Origin of the sequence: Embleya sp. NPDC050493 (assembly GCF_044458105.1) — a bacterium.
GTDB lineage: Bacteria > Actinomycetota > Actinomycetes > Streptomycetales > Streptomycetaceae > Embleya.
Map to the genome: position 1 here is coordinate 380,739 of NZ_JBITHP010000001.1, position 17,453 is coordinate 398,191.

General features: G+C 73.8%; 11 protein-coding genes. 8 read left to right on the top strand and 3 right to left on the bottom strand.

From position 1 onward, the window contains the following. Nucleotides 1-33: 33 nt before the first annotated feature. The 4 genes from cobC to ACIBM5_RS01450 all read left to right on the top strand — a co-directional run bounded on the left by cobC (nt 34) and on the right by ACIBM5_RS01450 (nt 8,819). Entirely contained in the window at nt 34-1,137 is a 1,104-nt protein-coding gene (gene cobC, locus ACIBM5_RS01435; RefSeq protein ID WP_396004818.1) for an Rv2231c family pyridoxal phosphate-dependent protein CobC, read from the top strand. Further along, a complete protein-coding gene (gene cobT / locus ACIBM5_RS01440) occupies nt 1,134-6,365 on the top strand; it encodes a nicotinate-nucleotide--dimethylbenzimidazole phosphoribosyltransferase (protein WP_396004819.1) in 5,232 nt (1,743 codons plus the stop codon). Before cobC ends, cobT begins: the two co-directional genes overlap by 4 nt. 221 nt (nt 6,366-6,586) lie before the next feature. Beyond that, a complete protein-coding gene (cobA, locus tag ACIBM5_RS01445; protein ID WP_396004820.1) occupies nt 6,587-7,810 on the top strand; it encodes a uroporphyrinogen-III C-methyltransferase in 1,224 nt (407 codons plus the stop codon). A gap of 205 nt (nt 7,811-8,015) precedes the next feature. Next, a complete protein-coding gene (locus ACIBM5_RS01450; RefSeq protein WP_396004821.1) occupies nt 8,016-8,819 on the top strand; it encodes a TrmH family RNA methyltransferase in 804 nt (267 codons plus the stop codon). Between the two features lie 42 nt (nt 8,820-8,861). Here the strand turns inward: ACIBM5_RS01450 and ACIBM5_RS01455 are convergent, their stop codons facing one another. Next, nucleotides 8,862-9,755 carry a hypothetical protein gene (locus tag ACIBM5_RS01455; RefSeq protein ID WP_396004822.1) on the bottom strand — a complete coding sequence of 298 codons (894 nt, stop codon included), beginning with the start codon at nt 9,753-9,755 and terminating at the stop codon, nt 8,862-8,864. Between the two features lie 412 nt (nt 9,756-10,167). On the opposite strand from ACIBM5_RS01455, the gene ACIBM5_RS01460 reads away from it, so the two are divergent. Beyond that, complete coding sequence (locus ACIBM5_RS01460) at nt 10,168-11,289, top strand: DUF2637 domain-containing protein (RefSeq protein ID WP_391582026.1); 1,122 nt, start codon at nt 10,168-10,170, stop codon at nt 11,287-11,289. A 229-nt stretch (nt 11,290-11,518) separates the two neighbouring features. On the opposite strand, the gene ACIBM5_RS01465 is transcribed toward ACIBM5_RS01460, so the two are convergent. Continuing rightward, a complete protein-coding gene (locus ACIBM5_RS01465) occupies nt 11,519-13,606 on the bottom strand; it encodes a protein kinase (RefSeq protein ID WP_396004823.1) in 2,088 nt (695 codons plus the stop codon). A 199-nt stretch (nt 13,607-13,805) separates the two neighbouring features. Between ACIBM5_RS01465 and ACIBM5_RS01470 the strand changes: the two genes are divergently transcribed. Together ACIBM5_RS01470 and ACIBM5_RS01475 are read left to right on the top strand one after the other, a co-directional pair. After that, nucleotides 13,806-14,033, top strand: coding sequence for a hypothetical protein (locus ACIBM5_RS01470; protein WP_020548744.1), 228 nt, complete (start codon nt 13,806-13,808; stop codon nt 14,031-14,033). 132 nt (nt 14,034-14,165) lie between these two features. Beyond that, nucleotides 14,166-14,741, top strand: a complete 576-nt coding sequence (locus tag ACIBM5_RS01475) for a phosphoribosyltransferase family protein (RefSeq protein WP_396004824.1) — start codon at nt 14,166-14,168, stop codon at nt 14,739-14,741. A 46-nt stretch (nt 14,742-14,787) separates the two neighbouring features. Here the strand turns inward: ACIBM5_RS01475 and ACIBM5_RS01480 are convergent, their stop codons facing one another. After that, nucleotides 14,788-15,162, bottom strand: a complete 375-nt coding sequence (locus ACIBM5_RS01480) for a WhiB family transcriptional regulator (protein ID WP_391582029.1) — start codon at nt 15,160-15,162, stop codon at nt 14,788-14,790. Between the two features lie 263 nt (nt 15,163-15,425). On the opposite strand from ACIBM5_RS01480, the gene ACIBM5_RS01485 reads away from it, so the two are divergent. Then, a complete protein-coding gene (locus ACIBM5_RS01485) occupies nt 15,426-17,315 on the top strand; it encodes a penicillin-binding transpeptidase domain-containing protein (RefSeq protein ID WP_396004825.1) in 1,890 nt (629 codons plus the stop codon). The last annotated feature ends 138 nt before the right edge of the window (nt 17,316-17,453 follow it).

The window sequence follows — 17,453 nt, forward strand, 5'->3', positions numbered from 1 at the left end:
GGGGCACCGGGCAGGGGTACGGGAACCACGGACATGGGCAGTGACGCGATGACGGAACTCGACGGGCCCATTCCCGACGAACGGGACGGCACGCCGGGCGCGGGCGTCGCACCGGACGTGGACCTGCGCCACCACGGCGACGCGGAGATCGGGCCGGGACTGGTGGACCTCGCGGTCAACGTCCGGCTCGCGGCCCCGCCGGCGTGGCTCGTGCACCGCCTCACCGCGAGCCTGGGCGACCTGGCCGCCTACCCCGACACGGGCCGGGCCCGGGCCGCCATCGCGGCCCGACACCGGCGCCCGATCGCCGAGGTGTTGCCCACGGCGGGCGCCGCCGAGGCGTTCGTGCTGCTCGCCCGGACCCTGGCCCCGCGACACGCGGTGGTCGTACACCCGCAGTTCACCGAGCCCGAGGCCGCGTTGCGGGCCGCCGGACACATCGTGCACCGGGTACTGCTGGACGAGAGGGACGGCTTCGCCCTCGATCCGGCCCGGATTCCGAACGAGGCCGACCTGGTCGTCCTGGGCAATCCCACCAACCCCACCTCGGTCCTGCACCCGGCGGCCACGATCGCCGCCCTCGCCCGCCCCGGCCGGATCCTGGTGGTCGACGAGGCGTTCGCCGACACCATCCCCGGCGAACCCGAAAGCGTGGCCGAGCGGCGCGACCTGCCCGGGCTCGTGGTTGTGCGAAGTCTCACGAAAACCTGGGCGTTGGCCGGACTTCGAATCGGTTACGTCCTGGCTTCCCCGGATCTGGTGCGCATCCTCACGGACGCTCAGCCGTTGTGGTCGGTGTCGACACCGGCGCTGATCGCCGCCGAGGCGTGCTGCACGCCGGAGGCGCTCGCGCAGGCGGAGGCGTTGGCCGTTACGCTCGCGGCTGACCGTTCGTACCTCGTGGAGAGGCTGCGCACGGTTTCGGGGATGCGGCTACCGGTCGTTCCCCGTTCCTCGTTCGTGCTCGCGCGGATCGAGGGGGGCCCAGAGATCCGCGAGCAGCTGAGGGAGCGAGGCTACGCGGTTCGGCGGGCCGACACCTTTCCGGGCCTCGGCCCGGATTGGCTTCGGATCGCGGTGCGGGATCGTGCCACGACGCTGGCCTTCGCGGCTGCCCTGGAAGGAGTAGTTACATGAGCGAAGCCGACGAGCGCCGACCTGCCGGGGAGGGCGTGGGCCCTGCCCCCGCCAGGCACGCCGCCGGCACCGGCCCGGTTGGGGAACCGGCCGGTCCATACCCGTACGACGATCTGGACGACGAGGACTCGCTGTTGATGCCGGGGCCGCAGGCAGGCTGGGCCGACCCGAACGTGCCGGTACCGGCCGCGCCCGGGATGTCCCTGGCCGACCGCATGGCCGCGGCCGGCGACGACGCTTCGGGACAGGTTCCGGTACCGCCGGTCGAGCAGGCGTACGACGCCGTGCCCGGCCCGCAGTCCGGCATGTTCGCCGCGATGATCATCGACGAGCCGGAGCAGCCCGAGACCTATGTCGCGCCGATGACGGCCGGCCAGATCCCGTATCCGCCCGGCCCCATGACGCCGCATCAGGAAGTCCCGCAGCCGGTCCAGGGGTTCGGCCCCGGGGAGTACGGCGCGCCGCAGGGCGTGGCCGAGCCGTATCCGGCACCGGCCCAGGCGGTACCCACGCAGGGCGGGCCGGCCCAGGCTGCGCCCGCCGCGCCGCCCGTGCAGGCGGTGCCCGTCGTACCGCCGCCCGCCGCGCCGCAGTTCGTGCAGCCGGTCGCCGTGCAGCCGGGCGCCGGGTACGGCTCGGACGTGCCGCAGGGCGCGACCGGGGGCGAGGTGCCCTCGGGTGCGGCGCCGCATACGGCACCCGGCCCGCAGGCCGGTGCGTTCGTCGAACAGCCGGGCGTCACCGGCGGTCGGCTGCGCCAGCGTGTGCGCGCGGCGCAGAGCGTGGAGCAGCCGCAGGCCCCGCAGTCGGGGGCCCCGCAGCCGCCGGCCCCCCCGCAGCCGGCCCAGCCGGTCGGCGGGAACCCGGCGGACACCCCGCCGTTCCCGGTCGCCGCCGCCGTGCCGCAGCGCACCACCCTGCCGCCACGGCGGCAGCGGCGGGTCGGCCGCGGCCCCGTGCCGCAGCAGACCGGCCCGCACAGTGGCGCACACCCGGTGGGCGACGCGGTGAACACCGGTATCCCGGCCCAGGCGACGCCGATGCAGGCGGTGCCGGTGGTACCACCGCCGGCCGCGCCGCAGCCGGTCGAGCCGGCGCCTGCCGAGCCCGTCGCGGCTGCCGCCCCGGTCGAGCCGGTCGCACCCGCCGCGCCGGTCGCGGAGCAGTCGCCGTCGCCGGTCGCGCCGGTGGCCGAGCCCGAGCGGGGGGTCACCGCGCCGGCCATACCGCAACCGTTGCCGGGCGTGCCGCCGCAGCCCGCGCATCCCAGATTCGTCCAGGCCACGCCGGACGCGGTCGTCGACGCGCTGACCGGGCCGAACGCGTCGGCGCCGGGCACGCCGCCGACCACCGCACCCACGCCCGCCGCGGGCCCGATCGGCAGCGCGGAGGCGGCCGTTTCGGTGCCGCCGGGCGTGGCCGCAGTGGGTGGGGCCGACCCGGCGGCGCAGGCGGTCGCGCCTGCGTCCGCGCCGGGATCCCAAGCGCCCGTCGACGCCGCGTCGGCGCCGGTTCGGGTCGAGCCCGGTCCGGTCGTGGCCGAGACCGTGGTCGAACCCGCGCCGCCCGTCGCGGCACAGCAGGACGACGCCGCATCGTCGGTGCCGGCGCGGGAGGTGCCGCCGGCCGCGACCGTGATGCCGGAAGGCACCGGAAGCCGGCGACGCAAGCCCGAGAACGGCTCGGCGCCGGCCGATTCGGGTGAGCACGGGGCGATTCCGGCGCAGACGCCGATCGGCCCGGTGCCCCCGCCGGAGCCGGAGGCCGCGCAGGTCGCCGAGCCGGCGGCCGAGCCGGTCGCGCCCGTTGCCGAGGTGATCGCGGCGCCGGACGTGCCGCAGGCGAACGCGGGTCCGGCGGTGCCGGATGCGCCGGATGCGCCGGATGCGCCGGATGCGCCGGATGCGCCGGCGGAGGGTACGCCGGTCGCACCGCCCGTACCGGCGGAGCCCGTTGCGGCCGATGGGCCGTCCGAGGGCTCGAACGTGGCGCCGACCGTGGCCGACGCACCGCCCGTCGATCCGGCAACCGGGCCGCAGGCCGTGCCCGTTGCGGCCGTGCCCGTGGCGGTCGCGCCGGAGGCCGGTGCCGGCGAGTCGGCCGCCGTCAGCGCGGCGGCGGAGCCGGTGGTTCCGGAGCAGGGCGTGGTACCGGCGGTGCCGAGTGCGGCCACCGGAGCGACGGAGCCGAGCGCAACCGCGGCGCCCGCCGAGCCGTCCGCAACCGTGATGCCCGCCGAGCCGCCCGCAACCGCGGTGCCCGCCGAGTCGGTTGCCCCGTCGGGGCAGGCCGCTTCGGTCGCGCCGCCGCAGCCGGCCGGGCAGACCGAGTCGGCCGCGCAGCCCGTCTTGGCGGCGCAACCCGTGCCGCCGGTGGCGACCGGCCCGGCCACGCCCGCCGAGCAGCCCGGGCCGGTGGCCCAGACCGCGGCCGCGCCGGTCACGCCGACCGGGCAGCCCGCATCGGCCGCGCCCGACGAGCAGTCCGCATCGGCCGCGCCGGACGGGGTCGTTTTGACCTCGGGCGAGCAGCCCGTGCCGGCGGCCGAGCAGGTGGGTGCGGCACCCGCCGCCGAGCTTGCCCCCCAGGCGCCTGCGGAGCAGTCCGCCGCAGGCGGCCCCGGCCCGGAGCCCGTCGCCGACGGTGCGCCGGTGGTGGTCGAAGCGGGCGATGCGTCCGCCGCGGCGGCACCCGTCGCCGCCGCGGACGACGCGTCGGCCGAGACCGCCCCGGCCCCGCTCGAGAACGCGGCGCCCGCCGTCGCCGTCCCGGCCGGATCGACCACCCGGTCCATCGCGGCGGAACTCCTCGCCGAGGAGATCCCCGCACCGCCGAGCGCCGAGCACACGGCGCCCGCGACGGCCCCCGAGCCCGTCGCGGTACCCACCGCGACCGCAACCGCGCCGCCTGCCGGCCCGGTCGAGGCCGGATCGGCCGCCGCCGGCCCGGCGGATCCCCGTACGTCCGAGGAAAGCACCGCCATGCACGGCCCCCAGAGCACGCCCGGCGCCGAGCCCGATCGGCAGCCGCAGCCCGCGGTCGTCGCCGGGAGCGGCGAGATCCCCAGGATTCCGCCGCCGCCGGCCGAGCCGGTCGGCACCGCTTCGGCCGACCCGGCCCAGGGCGGGCAGGCCGACCCGGGCGCGCCCGAGACGCCCGCGTCGGCAGAGCCCGCAGGCGATGCGCCGGCGGACGCGCCGACCGACGGTGACGCGGCGGCCGAGCCCGCCTCGGCGACCGCGGTCACCGTGGTGCTGCCCGCCGCCGAGCGGCCGGTCGCGGTCGAACCGGCAGCGACGGCCGATTCCGGGCCGGTGGCCGAGGATTCGGCGCCGGAGGCGGTTGCCGCCGCATCCGCCGACGAGCCTCGGGACCCGGCCGCGCCGGAGCCGGGGCAGCGGTCGGACTCGCAACAGCAGTCGGAGTCGCAACAGCAGTCGGAGTCGGAGCCGGACGCGCAGTCGGAGCCCGAGCCCGAGGTCGAGCGCGGCCCCGCCGCTCCCGGCTACGACGATGCGGCGCGCGAGGCGGTGCATCGGGTGATGCGCGAGCGCCGGGACGTCCGGGCCGGGTTCCGGCCCGACCCGGTGCCGGACGACGTCCTGGTCCGGGTGCTGGAGGCCGCGCACGCGGCGCCCAGCGTCGGCTATTCGCAGCCGTGGGACTTCGTGGTGATCCGCTCCGAGGAGACCCGGGTCACCGTCCAGGAACTGGCCCAGCGGCAGCGTGAGGCGTACGCCACCTCGCTGCCCAAGGCCCGGGCCAAGCAGTTCCTGGAGATCAAGGTCGAGGCGATCCTGGAGACCCCGGTCAACATCGTGGTCACCGTGGACTCCACGCGCGGCGGTCGGCACACCCTGGGCCGGCACACCCAGCCGCAGATGGGCCCCTACTCCAGCGCGCTCGCGGTGGAGAACCTGTGGCTCGCCGCCCGGGCCGAGGGCCTGGGGGTCGGCTGGGTGAGCTTCTTCGACGAGCGCGAGCTGGCCACGGCGCTGGGTCTGCCCGACCACATCGACGTGGTCGCCTACCTGTGCGTCGGCTACGTGGACGCGTTCCCGGACGAGCCGGAGCTGGCCACCTCGGGATGGGCCCGGGCCCGACCGCTGTCGTGGGTGGTGCACGAGGAGACCTACGGTCGGCGCGGCCTGCCCGGTGAGGAGCCGGTCAGCCTGCTCGACGAGACGCTCCGCTCGGTGCGTCCGCTCGACGCCAAGGCGCTGGGCGCGGCGTGGGAGCACCAGCGCAACATGACCAAGCCGCCCGGCTCGCTGGGCATCCTGGAGACGATCGGCGCGCAGTTGTCCGGCCTGGCCCGGACCTTCCCGCCGCCCGTCCCCGAGCCCGCCGCGGTCGCGGTGTTCGCCGCCGACCACGGGGTGCACGCGCAGGGCGTGTCGCCGTGGCCGCAGGAGGTCACCGCGCAGATGGTGGGCAACTTCCTCGCCGGCGGCGCCGTGGTCAACGCGTTCGCCAAGCAGATCGGCGTCGAGGTGTGCGTCGTGGACGTCGGCGTCGCGACCGAGTTGCCGAACGCGACCGGACTGCTGCCACGTCGGATCCGGCCGGGCACCGCGGACATGACCCAGGGCCCCGCGATGACCCGCGAGGAGGCCATCGCGGCGATCGAGGTCGGCATCGAGACCGCCCGCGACCTGGTCACGGCCGGCAACCGGGGGCTGCTCACCGGCGACATGGGGATCGCGAACACGACCGCGTCCGCCGCGCTGATCTCGGTGTTCACCGGGGTGGAGGTCGCCGAGGTGACCGGTCGCGGGACCGGCATCGACGATGCCACGCACCGGCGCAAGATCGAGGTGGTCAAGGCGGCGCTGGCGCGGCACGAACCCGATCCCGGTGACCCGATCGGCGTACTGGCCGCGATCGGCGGCCTGGAGCACGCGGCGCTCGCCGGGTTCATCATCGGCGCGGCGGCGTTGCGCGTACCGGTCGTACTCGACGGGGTGATCGCCGGTGCGGCGGCCCTGGTCGCGCAGGCGATCGCGCCGGAGGCCATCCAGGCGTGCGTCGCGGGCCACCGTTCGGCCGAGCCCGGCCATGCGGCGGCCCTGGCGAAGTTGTCGCTGCGTCCGCTGGTCGAGTTGGAGATGCGGCTCGGCGAGGGCACCGGCGCGGTGCTCGCGCTGCCGCTGGTGCAGAGCGCGGTCCGCGTACTGCACGATGTGGCGACGTTCGACTCGGCGGGAGTCAGCGGCAAAACCGACTGATTTCCACCCCCGCCCGCAGCAGCCGAAGGGCACCTCCGCCACGATGGAGTGGCGGAGGTGCCCTTTCCGCGCGGGAAAACCGCCGAGGCGACGGCCCGAGCGACCCCGGAGCGACACCGGGGCCGCGAGCGACCGAGGCCGAAGCGGTACCGATCCGTGCACCGGAAGACCGAGAAACACCGTACGCAGCGCACCCCGCCCCACCCGGAAAAGTGAGAACGATGTCCCGACTCCCTGGTCCTCCCGCCTATCCCGCCGGCCTGCGTCTGGAAGGACGCCGGGTCGTCGTGGTCGGCGCCGGTACGGTCGCCCAGCGCCGACTGCCCGCCCTGCTCGACGCGGGCGCGGACGTGCTCGTGGTCGCCCCCGAGGCGACCCCGGCGGTCGAGGGCATGGCGACCGCCGGCGAGCTGCGGTGGGCGCCGCGCGCCTACGCGCCCGGTGACCTGGACGGCGCGTGGTACGCGCTGGCCGCAACCGACGTGGCCGAGGTCAACGAGGCGGTGGCCGCCGACGCCGAGGCGCTGCGGGTGTTCTGCGTGCGCTGTGACGACGCGTCGCACGCCAGCGCATGGACGCCGGCGAGCGGTCGGCACGACGGCCTGACCGTGGCGGTGCTGGCGGGCGGTGACCCGCGGCGGGCGGCGGGCGTGCGCGATCGCATCGTCGAGGGCCTGCACGACGGCTCGCTGGCCGCCCGGGGGGAGCGCCCGGTCGGCGCGCTGCCCGGGGTGGCCCTGGTCGGCGGTGGCCCCGGCGACCCGGACCTGATCACCGTGCGCGGGCGGCGACTGCTCGCCGAGGCCGACGTGGTGATCGCCGACCGGCTGGGCCCGCGCGCGCTGCTGGGCGAGCTGCCGCCGCACGTCGAGGTGATCGACGCGGCGAAGATCCCGTACGGGCGGGCGATGGCCCAGGAGGCGATCAACGACGCGATGATCGAGCACGCCAAGGCGGGCCGGTTCGTGGTCCGGCTCAAGGGCGGCGACAACTACGTCTTCGGCCGCGGCTTCGAGGAGGCGCTCGCATGCGCCGAGGCGGGCGTGCCGTGCCAGGTGGTGCCCGGCATCACGAGCGCGATCTCGGTGCCCGCGATAGCCGGCATTCCGGTGACCCACCGGGGTGTGGCGCACGAGTTCGCCGTGGTGTCCGGGCATGTCGCGCCCGAGGACCCGCGCTCGCTCGTGGACTGGGCGGCGCTGGCCCGCTTGCGCGGGACGCTGGTGTTGCTGATGGCCGTGGAGCGGCTCGGGCCGATCACCTCGGCGCTGCTGGCGCACGGGCGTGCGGGGACGACTCCGGTGGCGGTGATCCAGGAGGGCACGATGGCCACCCAGCGGGTGCTTCGTACGTCGTTGGCCGCGGCGGCGGAGGACGTGGTCGCGGCGGGGATCAGGCCGCCTGCGATCGTCGTGATCGGCGACGTGGTGGCGCTCACCGACTGACGCACACGGGTTGTCGCCCCGAGCCGGACCGGGTCGGCTGCCTCGCGCGCCCTCGGAATCCGGGCCGACTGCCGGAACGCATCCGGCGGTCGGCCCGGTTGTCCGCACGTGTCGGACGGGTTGTCGGGAGGCCGGCTCCGGGTGGGTTCCGCGTCCCTTGGATGCCCACGCCGATGCGACCCGACCCGGCTGGGACACTGGGGCCGTGCCCGTGATCACGCTCGACGACCCCGCCGACCCGCGCCTCGTCGACTACACCGACCTGACCGACGTGGAACTGCGCCGCCGCCGCGAACCGGCCGAGGGGCTGTTCATGGCGGAGGGCGAGAAGGTGATCCGCCGCGCGCTCGCGGCGGGTTACCCGATGCGCTCCATGCTGCTGTCCCAGCGCTGGATCGAGACCATGACGGATGTGATCGAGGCCGCCGTCGCGCCGGTGTACGTGGGCAGCCCCGAGGTGGTCGAGCGGGTGACCGGCTATCAGGTCCATCGTGGGGCGCTCGCCTCGATGGGCCGCAAGCCGTTGCCGGCGGCTGCGGACGTGGTGGCCGGCGCGCGCCGGGTCGCGGTCCTGGAGGGGGTGAACGACCACACCAACGTGGGCGCGATCTTCCGCGGTGCGGCGGCCCTGGGCATGGACGCCGTGCTGTTGTCGCCGGATTGTGCGGATCCGCTGTACCGGCGTTCGGTCAAGGTCTCGATGGGTGCCGTGTTCTCGGTGCCCTACGCCCGGCTGGAGCCGTGGCCGGGCGGGCTGGACGTGCTGCGCGGCGCCGGTCTGACACTGCTCGCGATGACTCCCGCCGAGGGGTCGGTGGCGCTGCACGAACTGCCGCCGGCGGACCTGGACCGGTGTGCGCTGATGCTCGGCGCCGAGGGGCCCGGCCTGACCGCGAAGGCGCTCGCCGCGGCCGATCGACTCGTGCGGATCCCGATGTCGCACGGGGTCGACTCGCTGAATGTGGGCGCCGCGGCGGCGGTCGCCTTCTACGCGGTGAGCTACGGCTGAGCCGCGGCCCCGGACGGGTCGACCGCCGCGCCGGGTGTGGCTTCATTCGTCGGCGGGGATGTTCGCCAGGCGCTCGAACGAGGACGCGCCGGAGCGCTCGATCTCGTTGATCGAACGGGTCTGGTAGAGCGCCGGCCGACGCCGGACGCGCCGCCCGCGCATGCGCCGTTCGCGGATCTCGGTGCCCCGGACCCAGATGTGCCGGCGGATCAGGTCGCCCTCGTGGGGGCCCGGGCCGGTGCCCCGGTCCGGCGGCACCGGCAGCGCCTCGATCTCGCGGCGCGCGGTGCGCGCGGCGCTGACCCGGCGCCGGTAGTCGTGGAAGACCTGGAACTCGTAGTGGTGCAGGTACTCGTAGGCCATCGGCGCCTCGACGGACACCGCCAGGCTCGCGATCGACACCGCGTCGCGCAGCAGCGCCCCGGTGGTTCCGGGCAGTACCAACAGGCCGTCGTGCACCGCGTGGTACGGCTTCCGCTTGTGCCGGCGCTCGCGTTCCCAGTCCCAGGGCGGCTCCGGATGCTCGTGCTGCCAGGTCGCGCGGTCGGCGAGCGCGGTGCTCAGCCCGTGGGTCTGCCAACGCACGGTGCCGTCCGGCGGGCCGAGTGCGGGCAACAACCGGCGCAACCCGCGTGCCGCCCGGCCGCCGAACGGGGTGCGCTCGGTCGCGAACAGCACGATCGGCAGCGAGGGTTCGGCCTCGAAGGGGGTCGGGTCCAGGAACCGCCGGTCGATCACCACGAGGGTGTTCTCGTGCCGGTCGTAGGCCAGGCCCCACAGGAGTCGGGCGAACAGGCGTGCCCCGGCCTGGTCGGACAACACGTGCCAGCGGTCGTGGAAGTGGTTGACGGCGAACCGGGTCGTGGTGGACGGTCGCAATGTGATCAGCGTGTAGGGCCGTTCGTCCAGGTAGGCAACGGTCCGATGCAGTTTCATCCGATCGCTAGCGTCCGGATTCACACCTGAACGTGAGCGTTTGCGCGGTTGGTTGGTAGTGATCCGCTTCCCTCTTTCTTGCGTTTCTTGGGACATTTCTTCCGATCTCTCGGAATTGAGCGGTAGGACCTTCCCTGATTTCTCCCACGACATGCCGATCGTGTCATGCCAATTTCGATCGAATGTGATCTTGGACTAGCGTGTGCGCGGAAGTGCAGTACGGTCGAGCGTCGCCCTAATTGGCGCAGTGGCCTGTTGGGGTCGCACAGGCGGCCGAAAAAGTGGTTGTGCAGGGGAATGTCCTGTCACCCACACGCGGGATATTCGGTGGATTCGACCCGCACCAGGCGAAATTCCGCCAGTATGGGGCGCCGCGCAATCGGATCAGGAACGGGAAGCGAGGCATAGCTCGTTGGAGATCATGGGTGTACCCCTGGCCTGGGCCCTCGTCGGCTTGGCGGAACTGGTCGCCCTTATGGCGCTTGTGGCGTATCTGGTCGTCCGACGCCGCAAGGTCGACGCGACGGATACCGGGGAAGGATCCGACAGCTGGGAGCGTGAGCAGGACCGCCGGCGGCGCAAGGAACTGATGTACGGCGTCGCCTCGTACACCCTGCTGTTCGTCTGTGCCGGTGTCGCGGCCGCGCTGTCGTTCCACGGCCTGGTCGGCTTCGGCCGGGAGAACCTCGGGTTGGGCAACGGTTGGGAATACCTGGTGCCGTTCGGGCTCGACGGGGCGGCGATGTTCTGCTCCGTGCTCGCGGTGCGCGAGGCCAGCCACGGTGACGCGGCGCTCGGTTCGCGGATACTGGTCTGGACGTTCGCGGGTGCCTCGGCCTGGTTCAACTGGGTGCACGCGCCGCGCGGCGACATGCACGCCGGTGCGCCGCAGTTCTTCGCCGGCATGTCGCTCTCCGCGGCCGTCCTGTTCGACCGCGCGCTCAAGCAGACCCGTCGGGCCGCGTTGCGCGAACAGGGCCTGGTTCCCCGTCCGTTGCCGCAGATTCGGATCGTGCGATGGCTGCGTGCCCCGCACGAGACGTTCAACGCGTGGTCGCTCATGCTGCTCGAAGGCGTGCGCACCCTCGACGAGGCCGTCGAGGAGGTCCGCGAGGACAAGCGGGCCAAGCAGGACGATCGCGAGCGTCGGCGGATCGACGGCAAGCGGGAGCGGGCGCAGCTCAAGGCGCTCAGTCGCGGTGAGGGCGGTGGCGGACACTTCGGCCGCCGCGGCGCCGCGCGTCAGGAAATGGCTGCTCTGCCGGGAGGTGGCGGCTCCGAAGCACTCTCGGAGCCTGCTATAGCCGGAAACGACGTTTCCGGCCACGGCGGCCCAGCCGACTCGAACAACCCTTCCGGCCGTCCGGCTCTTGCCCCCTCCGCGCGAGCGAGCGAACTCCCGGCGGCGACTGCCGGCACCGGTGGCGAGCGGCGTGACGTCATCGACCTCACCGCCGAGGACGACACCATGACGCTGCCCCGGCTCGACTCGCTGGAGCGCAAACTGAAGGACCTCGAGCGCCAGTTCGGCTGAGCCCGGACAGCGCGACCCGACGAGATGTGATCCGATACGAGAAGGGGCACCCGGCTTCGGCCGGGTGCCCCTTCTCGTATCCGGTGTGCGTCGTGCGTGTGGGTCGCCTCCTCGCGCGGCGGCCTCGGGTGGTGCCGGGTGCGAGCGTGGGCGTTGGTCCGGCCGGCGACACCGTGTGTGCGGGGCTGCCCGCTGGGACCCGGACACCGTGTGCGGGGGTCTGCCCGGCTCAGACCCCGGCCGGGACCAGGACGCCGTCGGGGCCGACCACGTAGCGGGTGGTCACGTCGGCGATGTCCACATAGGACTGGATGCGCACGATCGCGCCCTCGGCCACCGTCCAGCGGGTGGCCACCGCCTGCGGGTCGGCGGCTGCGGCCAGCGCCGCCACCGCGATCGGCGTGCCGTCGGCGAACCGGTAGAGCTCGACCATGTGGGTCGGCGGGCCGCCCGCACCGGGGGAGCGGGTGAGCACCACGACCGCGGCCGGTGCGCCGTCCAGGCTTGCCGGGAGCACGTCGCCGAGGGTGATCCGGTCGCTGCCGACCACCGCCGAGCCGTCGGCGAGGGTGACGGTGGCGCCGCCGGCGGAGGGGTCCGCGTAGGTGCGGTCGGACCAGTCGGCGATCGGGATCGAGCCGTGCGCCGGACCGATCCGGAACGCGCCGGGGCCCGGCGGCTGCGGAGCGGGCTGGGCGACGGTCGAGGTCTTGGCGTCGTCTCCGTCGTCCCCGCCGTCGTTCTGGAACGCGGCGATGGCGAAGGCGGCGATGGCGGTCACCACGACGAAGACGATCAACTGCTGGATCAGCAAACGCCGTCGGTCCTCGGGCCGGCGTCGGCGGGGCGTGCCGCCGCCGACGGCCCCGGCGCGCGAACGCGGCCCGTGATCGACCCGGCCGGCCCGCTTGGGGTCCGGGCGATCGGCGCGGTCCGCACGCTCCTGCCGGTCCGGCACGGCGCCGCGCGTCGGTTCGTTGCGCTCGGCACGCTCGTTGCGTTCACCTCGCTCGCCGCGTTCACCGCGGGGGAGGTCGTGCCGCCCGGAGTCGTGCCGTCCCCCGTCGTGGCGTGTGTCGTGCCGCCCGGCCTCGGCCCGGCCCGGCTCGTGCCGCACCGCTTCCGCCCGCCCGACCTCCACCGCCCGCCCGTCGTGCCCACGCCCCTCGTGCGCCCGCGCGTCCGGTCGCCCGCCGTCGGGCCGGGTCGACTCGTGCCGGCTCGACTCGGGTCGGCTCGTCGAACGCCCCTCGACCGGCACCCGACCCGACTCCGCCCGCCCGGACTCGGCCCGGCTCACCGAGGATCGGTCGGCGCGGGTGTCCTCGCCCCGGCGCGCGCCGTCCCGGCGGGCCGCTTCGCGCCTGGCCCGGTCCCGCTCGCGCGTCGGGGACGCGGCCGTCGGGCCGCCGTCGGGCCGGCCCGCGGCCGCGGTCGGACCCGCGACCGCCGCGGCCGGTGTCGCCGCCGACCCGCGGCCCGATGTACCGCGTTCCGCCTCGCGTTGGCGGGCGATCGCGGCCAGCCGTTCGCGTACCTGTTCGGCGGACGGTCGCATCCGGGGGTCCTTGGACAGGCAGGCCGAGATCAACGGCACCACCTGCTCGGGCACACCCTCCAGATCCGGTTCCTCGTGCACGACGCGGTACAGCAGCGCATCCACCGGCCCGGACCCGAACGGCGGTGCTCCGCGGCCCGCGTAGGCCAGCGTGACGCCGAGCGCGAATATGTCGGTGGCCGGCGTCACGGTCTGCCCGCGGACCTGCTCGGGAGCCAGAAATCCCGGTGAGCCGACCGCGGTTCCGGTCACGGTCAGGGTGCCGGCGCCGTCCGCGTAGGCGATGCCGAAGTCGATGATCTGCGGCCCGTCGGGGGACAGCAGGATGTTGGACGGCTTCACGTCGCGGTGCACGACGCCGACCGCGTGCACGGACACCAGACCGTCGGCCACCGCCGAGCCGACCCGTGCCAGGTCCAGACAGCCCAGCGGGCCGCGTTCACCGACCCGGCGCTGCAGCGAGGGACCGGGCACGTAGACCGTGGCCAGCCACGGGCGGTCGGCGCTCGCGTCGGCGTCCACCAGCGCGGCGGTGCGATTGCCGCGGACCATCCGGGCGGCGTCCACCTCGCGGGCGAACCGCGAGCGGAACTCCGGGTTTCCGGCCAGCTCTTGGCGGATCAGCTTGAGCGCGACGCGGTTTCCGTGCCGGTCCACGCCGAGGTAGACCACACCCATGCCGCCGGCGCCGAGACGACGCAGCAACCGATAGGAACCGACGATGCGCGGATCCTGCCGTCGCAGCCGCACCATCGTCATGTGTGCCCGATCCCCTCGCGTGGTGCCGTCGTCCGGGTGTCGTGTGCCCGAATCCCCTGTGTGCGACACACGTTAGAGGAACCCCGGTGCCCGACGCGGTAAGGCGCCCCGGAGTCGGGGCCGGACCACCCCCATCGGGGAGACGGTCGATGTCGGACCTGTGGGAGAAGATGGTGGTAATCGGTCGAAGGGGGCGCAGATGAAGGGCGATCGGGTCGAGATAGTGGTCGACGCGGGCGACAGCACCAAGACCTACGAGATGACCGCGACGCGTGCGGGACGCCGGCTGGATGTCGCGGTCCGGCGCGGTGTCGTCGAGGTGAGCGAACTGACCCGGACGGGCACCGTGGTGCGCACCGCGCGCTTCATGGCCAGTCGGGTACTCGCGCTGGTCGAACAGCCGTTGGACCGTCCCGGCGCGGACTGACCGCGGGCCCGGGCGGCCGCTCGAGTGCGGGCCGCCCGGGGCGGGTTCGCGGCTCGTGCCCGCCCCGCACCGGTAGCGTGTCCGGTCGAGATCCGGACGTGCCGGTGCGGGAACGAAACGGGGTGCACCGAGGTGACGAGTCGTCAGGGCGGCGTGGAAGCCATCGCGCGGCGACTCGCGGACGCGTTCAGCTGGCAGGAGACGCCGTGGGGCACCTTCGCCGACGTCTCCGGCTGGTGGCACGATCCCGAGGTGCTCGCCATGCTCGGTCCCGGCCTCGGCGCGCTGCACGCGGATGCGCGGCCCACGCTGATCGTCGGCATCGAGACCCGCGGTCTGGTCCTGGGGCCGATCACGGCGCTGCACCTGGGCGTCGGCTTCGTCGAGATCCGCAAGGACCGGCGCATCGTCGGCGACGGCCGACGGCCCGGCGACGACCCCATGCTGCGCGCCGCCACCCCGCCCGAATACCAGGACGGCGGCCTCACGTTGGCGGTCCCGAGCCGGCTGTTCCGACCGGGCGATCGAGTGCTCCTGGTCGACGAGTGGATCGAGACCGGTGCGCAGGCGGGCGCCGTGCGGCGGATGGTCACCGAGGCCGGCGCCGAATGGATCGGCGCGGCGGTCGTGGTGGACGCGTGCGCGCCGCACGTGCGAGCCCGACTGGGCGTGCGCGGGCTGCTCGGCGAGGACGACCTGCCGGCCTGACCCCGGATCCGGCCGCACCGGCGCGGGCCTCGTGCCCCCGGTGCGATCAGGCGGCCGTCGTGGTTTTCTCCCGCTCGTGTTCGTGCTCGTGCCGGTGCTCGTGTTCCTGTTCCTGCTCGCGCAGCAGTGCGGCGCGTTCGGTCTCGCCCAGACCCGCCCACACACCTCGGCGTTCCGGGACCGACATCGCGTGCTCGTGGCAGCGCCGCCGCACCGGGCAGGAGATGCAGACCTTCTTGGCGACCCGCTCGCGCGCCCGGCGCTCGCCGGGCCGCTCCTGGTCGTCACCGAAGAAGAGCCCGGCGTCCAGGCCCCTGCATGCCGCGTCCTCCTGCCACCCGTAACGCGGTGGTGTCGGTATGGCGATCCGTGTGGTCCCCATCGCCCCGTTCTCCTCCTGCTCGACGGTGCCAACGGTCAACTCGGGGTCCCCGACCCGGCAGACCCTCATGCTCCTACCGACGCACCGCATGGGGGACCGGTTTCCTCCGGCCGCGAATTCGGCTCCCGTTCGCCCAGGGTTGAGGGCGATCCCTCACCCGAGGCGTTCCGGGCACCTCAACAACCAGGTCACAAGTCGGTCGTACGGCTGCCCGATGGCCGACGCCCGCCGGCGGTCCGGGTAGCGTGACCGAAGACCTCCGGCGGGCTGCCGGGGGTTCGTGGACGTTCGGGAGGAATCTGGTGGGCAGCAAGATGCGGCGGATCCCGTCGGCCGTACCGTTGGCGTTGTCCGTTGTCGTGGTGGCCGCGCTGACGTCGTGCAGCGGCGGCGACGAGAAGAAGGACACGTCCGAGACGACGGCCAGGAACTTCCTGACCGCGTGGCAGAACGGCGATCTGCCCAAGGCCGCGTCCCTCACGGACAACCCCACCACGGCACAGCAGGGCCTGGACACGACGGGCAAGCAGCTGGGCATCGTCAAGGCCGAGTACAAGCCCGGTACGTACACCAAGGGCAAGGACAAGGCCCCCGCGACGCTCACCTACAACGCGACGCTGACCCTCAAGGGCGTGACCGACCCGGTCAAGATCGAGTCGACCGTCCCGGTGGTCACCACGAACGGCAAGACCGTCGTGCACTGGACCCAGACCATCGTGCACCCCCAACTCGCCGACACCGGCAAGATCAAGCGTGATCGCACGCTGCCCAAGCGCGGCGACATCCTGGACCGCTCGGGCAAGTCGTTGGCCACCGCGACGCCGGTGGTGGCGCTGTCCCTGTGGCCGGCCAAGATCACCAACCCGGACGCGCTGTACGCCGCGCTCGCCGATCCGCTGTTCGACCTGGACATTCCCAAGCTCAAGTCCCGGGTCGCGGCGGCGGATCCGAACCAGTCGCTGGCCCTGGTGACCCTGCGCAAGGACAAGTGGGACGGCAACGGTCAGCTCAAGCTGGCCGGCCTGGGCGGCATACAGATCAAGGAGAGCACGCAGCAGACCAGCGACGTGGCGAAGCAGATCGTCGGCACGGTCGGCTCCGGCGACAACGCGGAGCTGCTCAAGAACGCCGATCCGAGCGCGTCCTCCGCGGACCCGGTGGGCGCCTCCGGCCTGCAGTACCGCTACGAGAAGAAGTTGGCCGGCACCGCAGCCCTGAAGATCAGCATCGTGGATGCCGCCGGCGCGGAGAAGACGACCCTGGTCGACATCAAGGGCAAGCCGTCCGAGCCGCTGAAGACCACCCTGGACCCGAGCACCCAGAAGCGTGCCGAGGAGGCGCTCAAGGCGGTCAGCGGCGGCAACAACGCCTCGATCGTGGTGCTCGACGCCAAGACCGGCGGCATCCTGGGCGCCGCGAACACCCCCGCGAACGGCGACAACCGCGCCTTCACCGGTCGGTACCCACCGGGCTCGACCTTCAAGACGGTCTCCTCCGGGGCGCTGCTGCGGGCCGGCCTCAAGCCGACCGACAAGGTGCCGTGCGAGAACACGCTCGTGGTCAACGGCCAGACGTTCAAGAACTACGACGGTCTCCAGCCGATGCCCAACGCGCTCTTCCAGGAGGACTTCGCGCAGTCCTGCAACACGGCGTTCATCGGCAACCGTTCGAAGATCGAGAACGACACGCTGAACAAGCTGGCGGCCGAGCAGTTCGGGATCGGCGCCAAGTGGGACGTGGGCACGGTGACCTTCGACGGTTCGGTGCCCCCGGCCAACAGCGAGAACGACAAGGCCGCGTCGATGATCGGCCAGGGCCGGGTGCTGGCCAGTCCGCTGGTGATGGCCTCGGTCGCCGCGACGATCGCCTCCGGCAAGTTCAACCAGCCCGTGCTCGCGCCGGACGACGTGCCCGGTCGGGTGCCCTCGCACGACCTGGACCCGGCGATCGCCGGTCAGCTGAAGTCGCTGATGCAGGGCGTGGTGGCCAACGGCTCGGGCAAGATGCTCCAGGGCATCCCGGGCACCGTGGGCGCCAAGACCGGTACCGCCGAGTTCGACGAGAAGGGCGAGACCCTCACGCACGGCTGGATGATCGCGTTCAAGGACGACGTCGCGATCGCGGTTCTGGTGGAGAAGGGCAAGTCCGGCGGCTCGGCGGCGGGACCGGTGGTGAAGGCCTTCTTCGGCTGACCCACTCGTGACCGCGGGCGGTGTCGAGCCGTTCGCCCCACCGGGGCGGCAACCGCACCGACCTGCCGGGGGAGTTCCCCCCCCACACGTTCGACGACACGGCCCCGGCGCGCGATCCGCCCCGGGGCCGTGTCGTGT

What these genes read in the sequence shown, in the direction of transcription:
- cobC (WP_396004818.1), top strand. Translation starts at nt 34, where the DNA reads ATGGGCAGTGACGCGATGACGGAACTCGACGGGCCCATTCCCGACGAA.
- cobT (WP_396004819.1), top strand. Translation starts at nt 1,134, where the DNA reads ATGAGCGAAGCCGACGAGCGCCGACCTGCCGGGGAGGGCGTGGGCCCT.
- cobA (WP_396004820.1), top strand. Translation starts at nt 6,587, where the DNA reads ATGTCCCGACTCCCTGGTCCTCCCGCCTATCCCGCCGGCCTGCGTCTG.
- ACIBM5_RS01455 (WP_396004822.1), bottom strand. Translation starts at nt 9,755, where the DNA reads ATGAAACTGCATCGGACCGTTGCCTACCTGGACGAACGGCCCTACACG.
- ACIBM5_RS01465 (WP_396004823.1), bottom strand. Translation starts at nt 13,606, where the DNA reads ATGACGATGGTGCGGCTGCGACGGCAGGATCCGCGCATCGTCGGTTCC.
- ACIBM5_RS01470 (WP_020548744.1), top strand. Translation starts at nt 13,806, where the DNA reads ATGAAGGGCGATCGGGTCGAGATAGTGGTCGACGCGGGCGACAGCACC.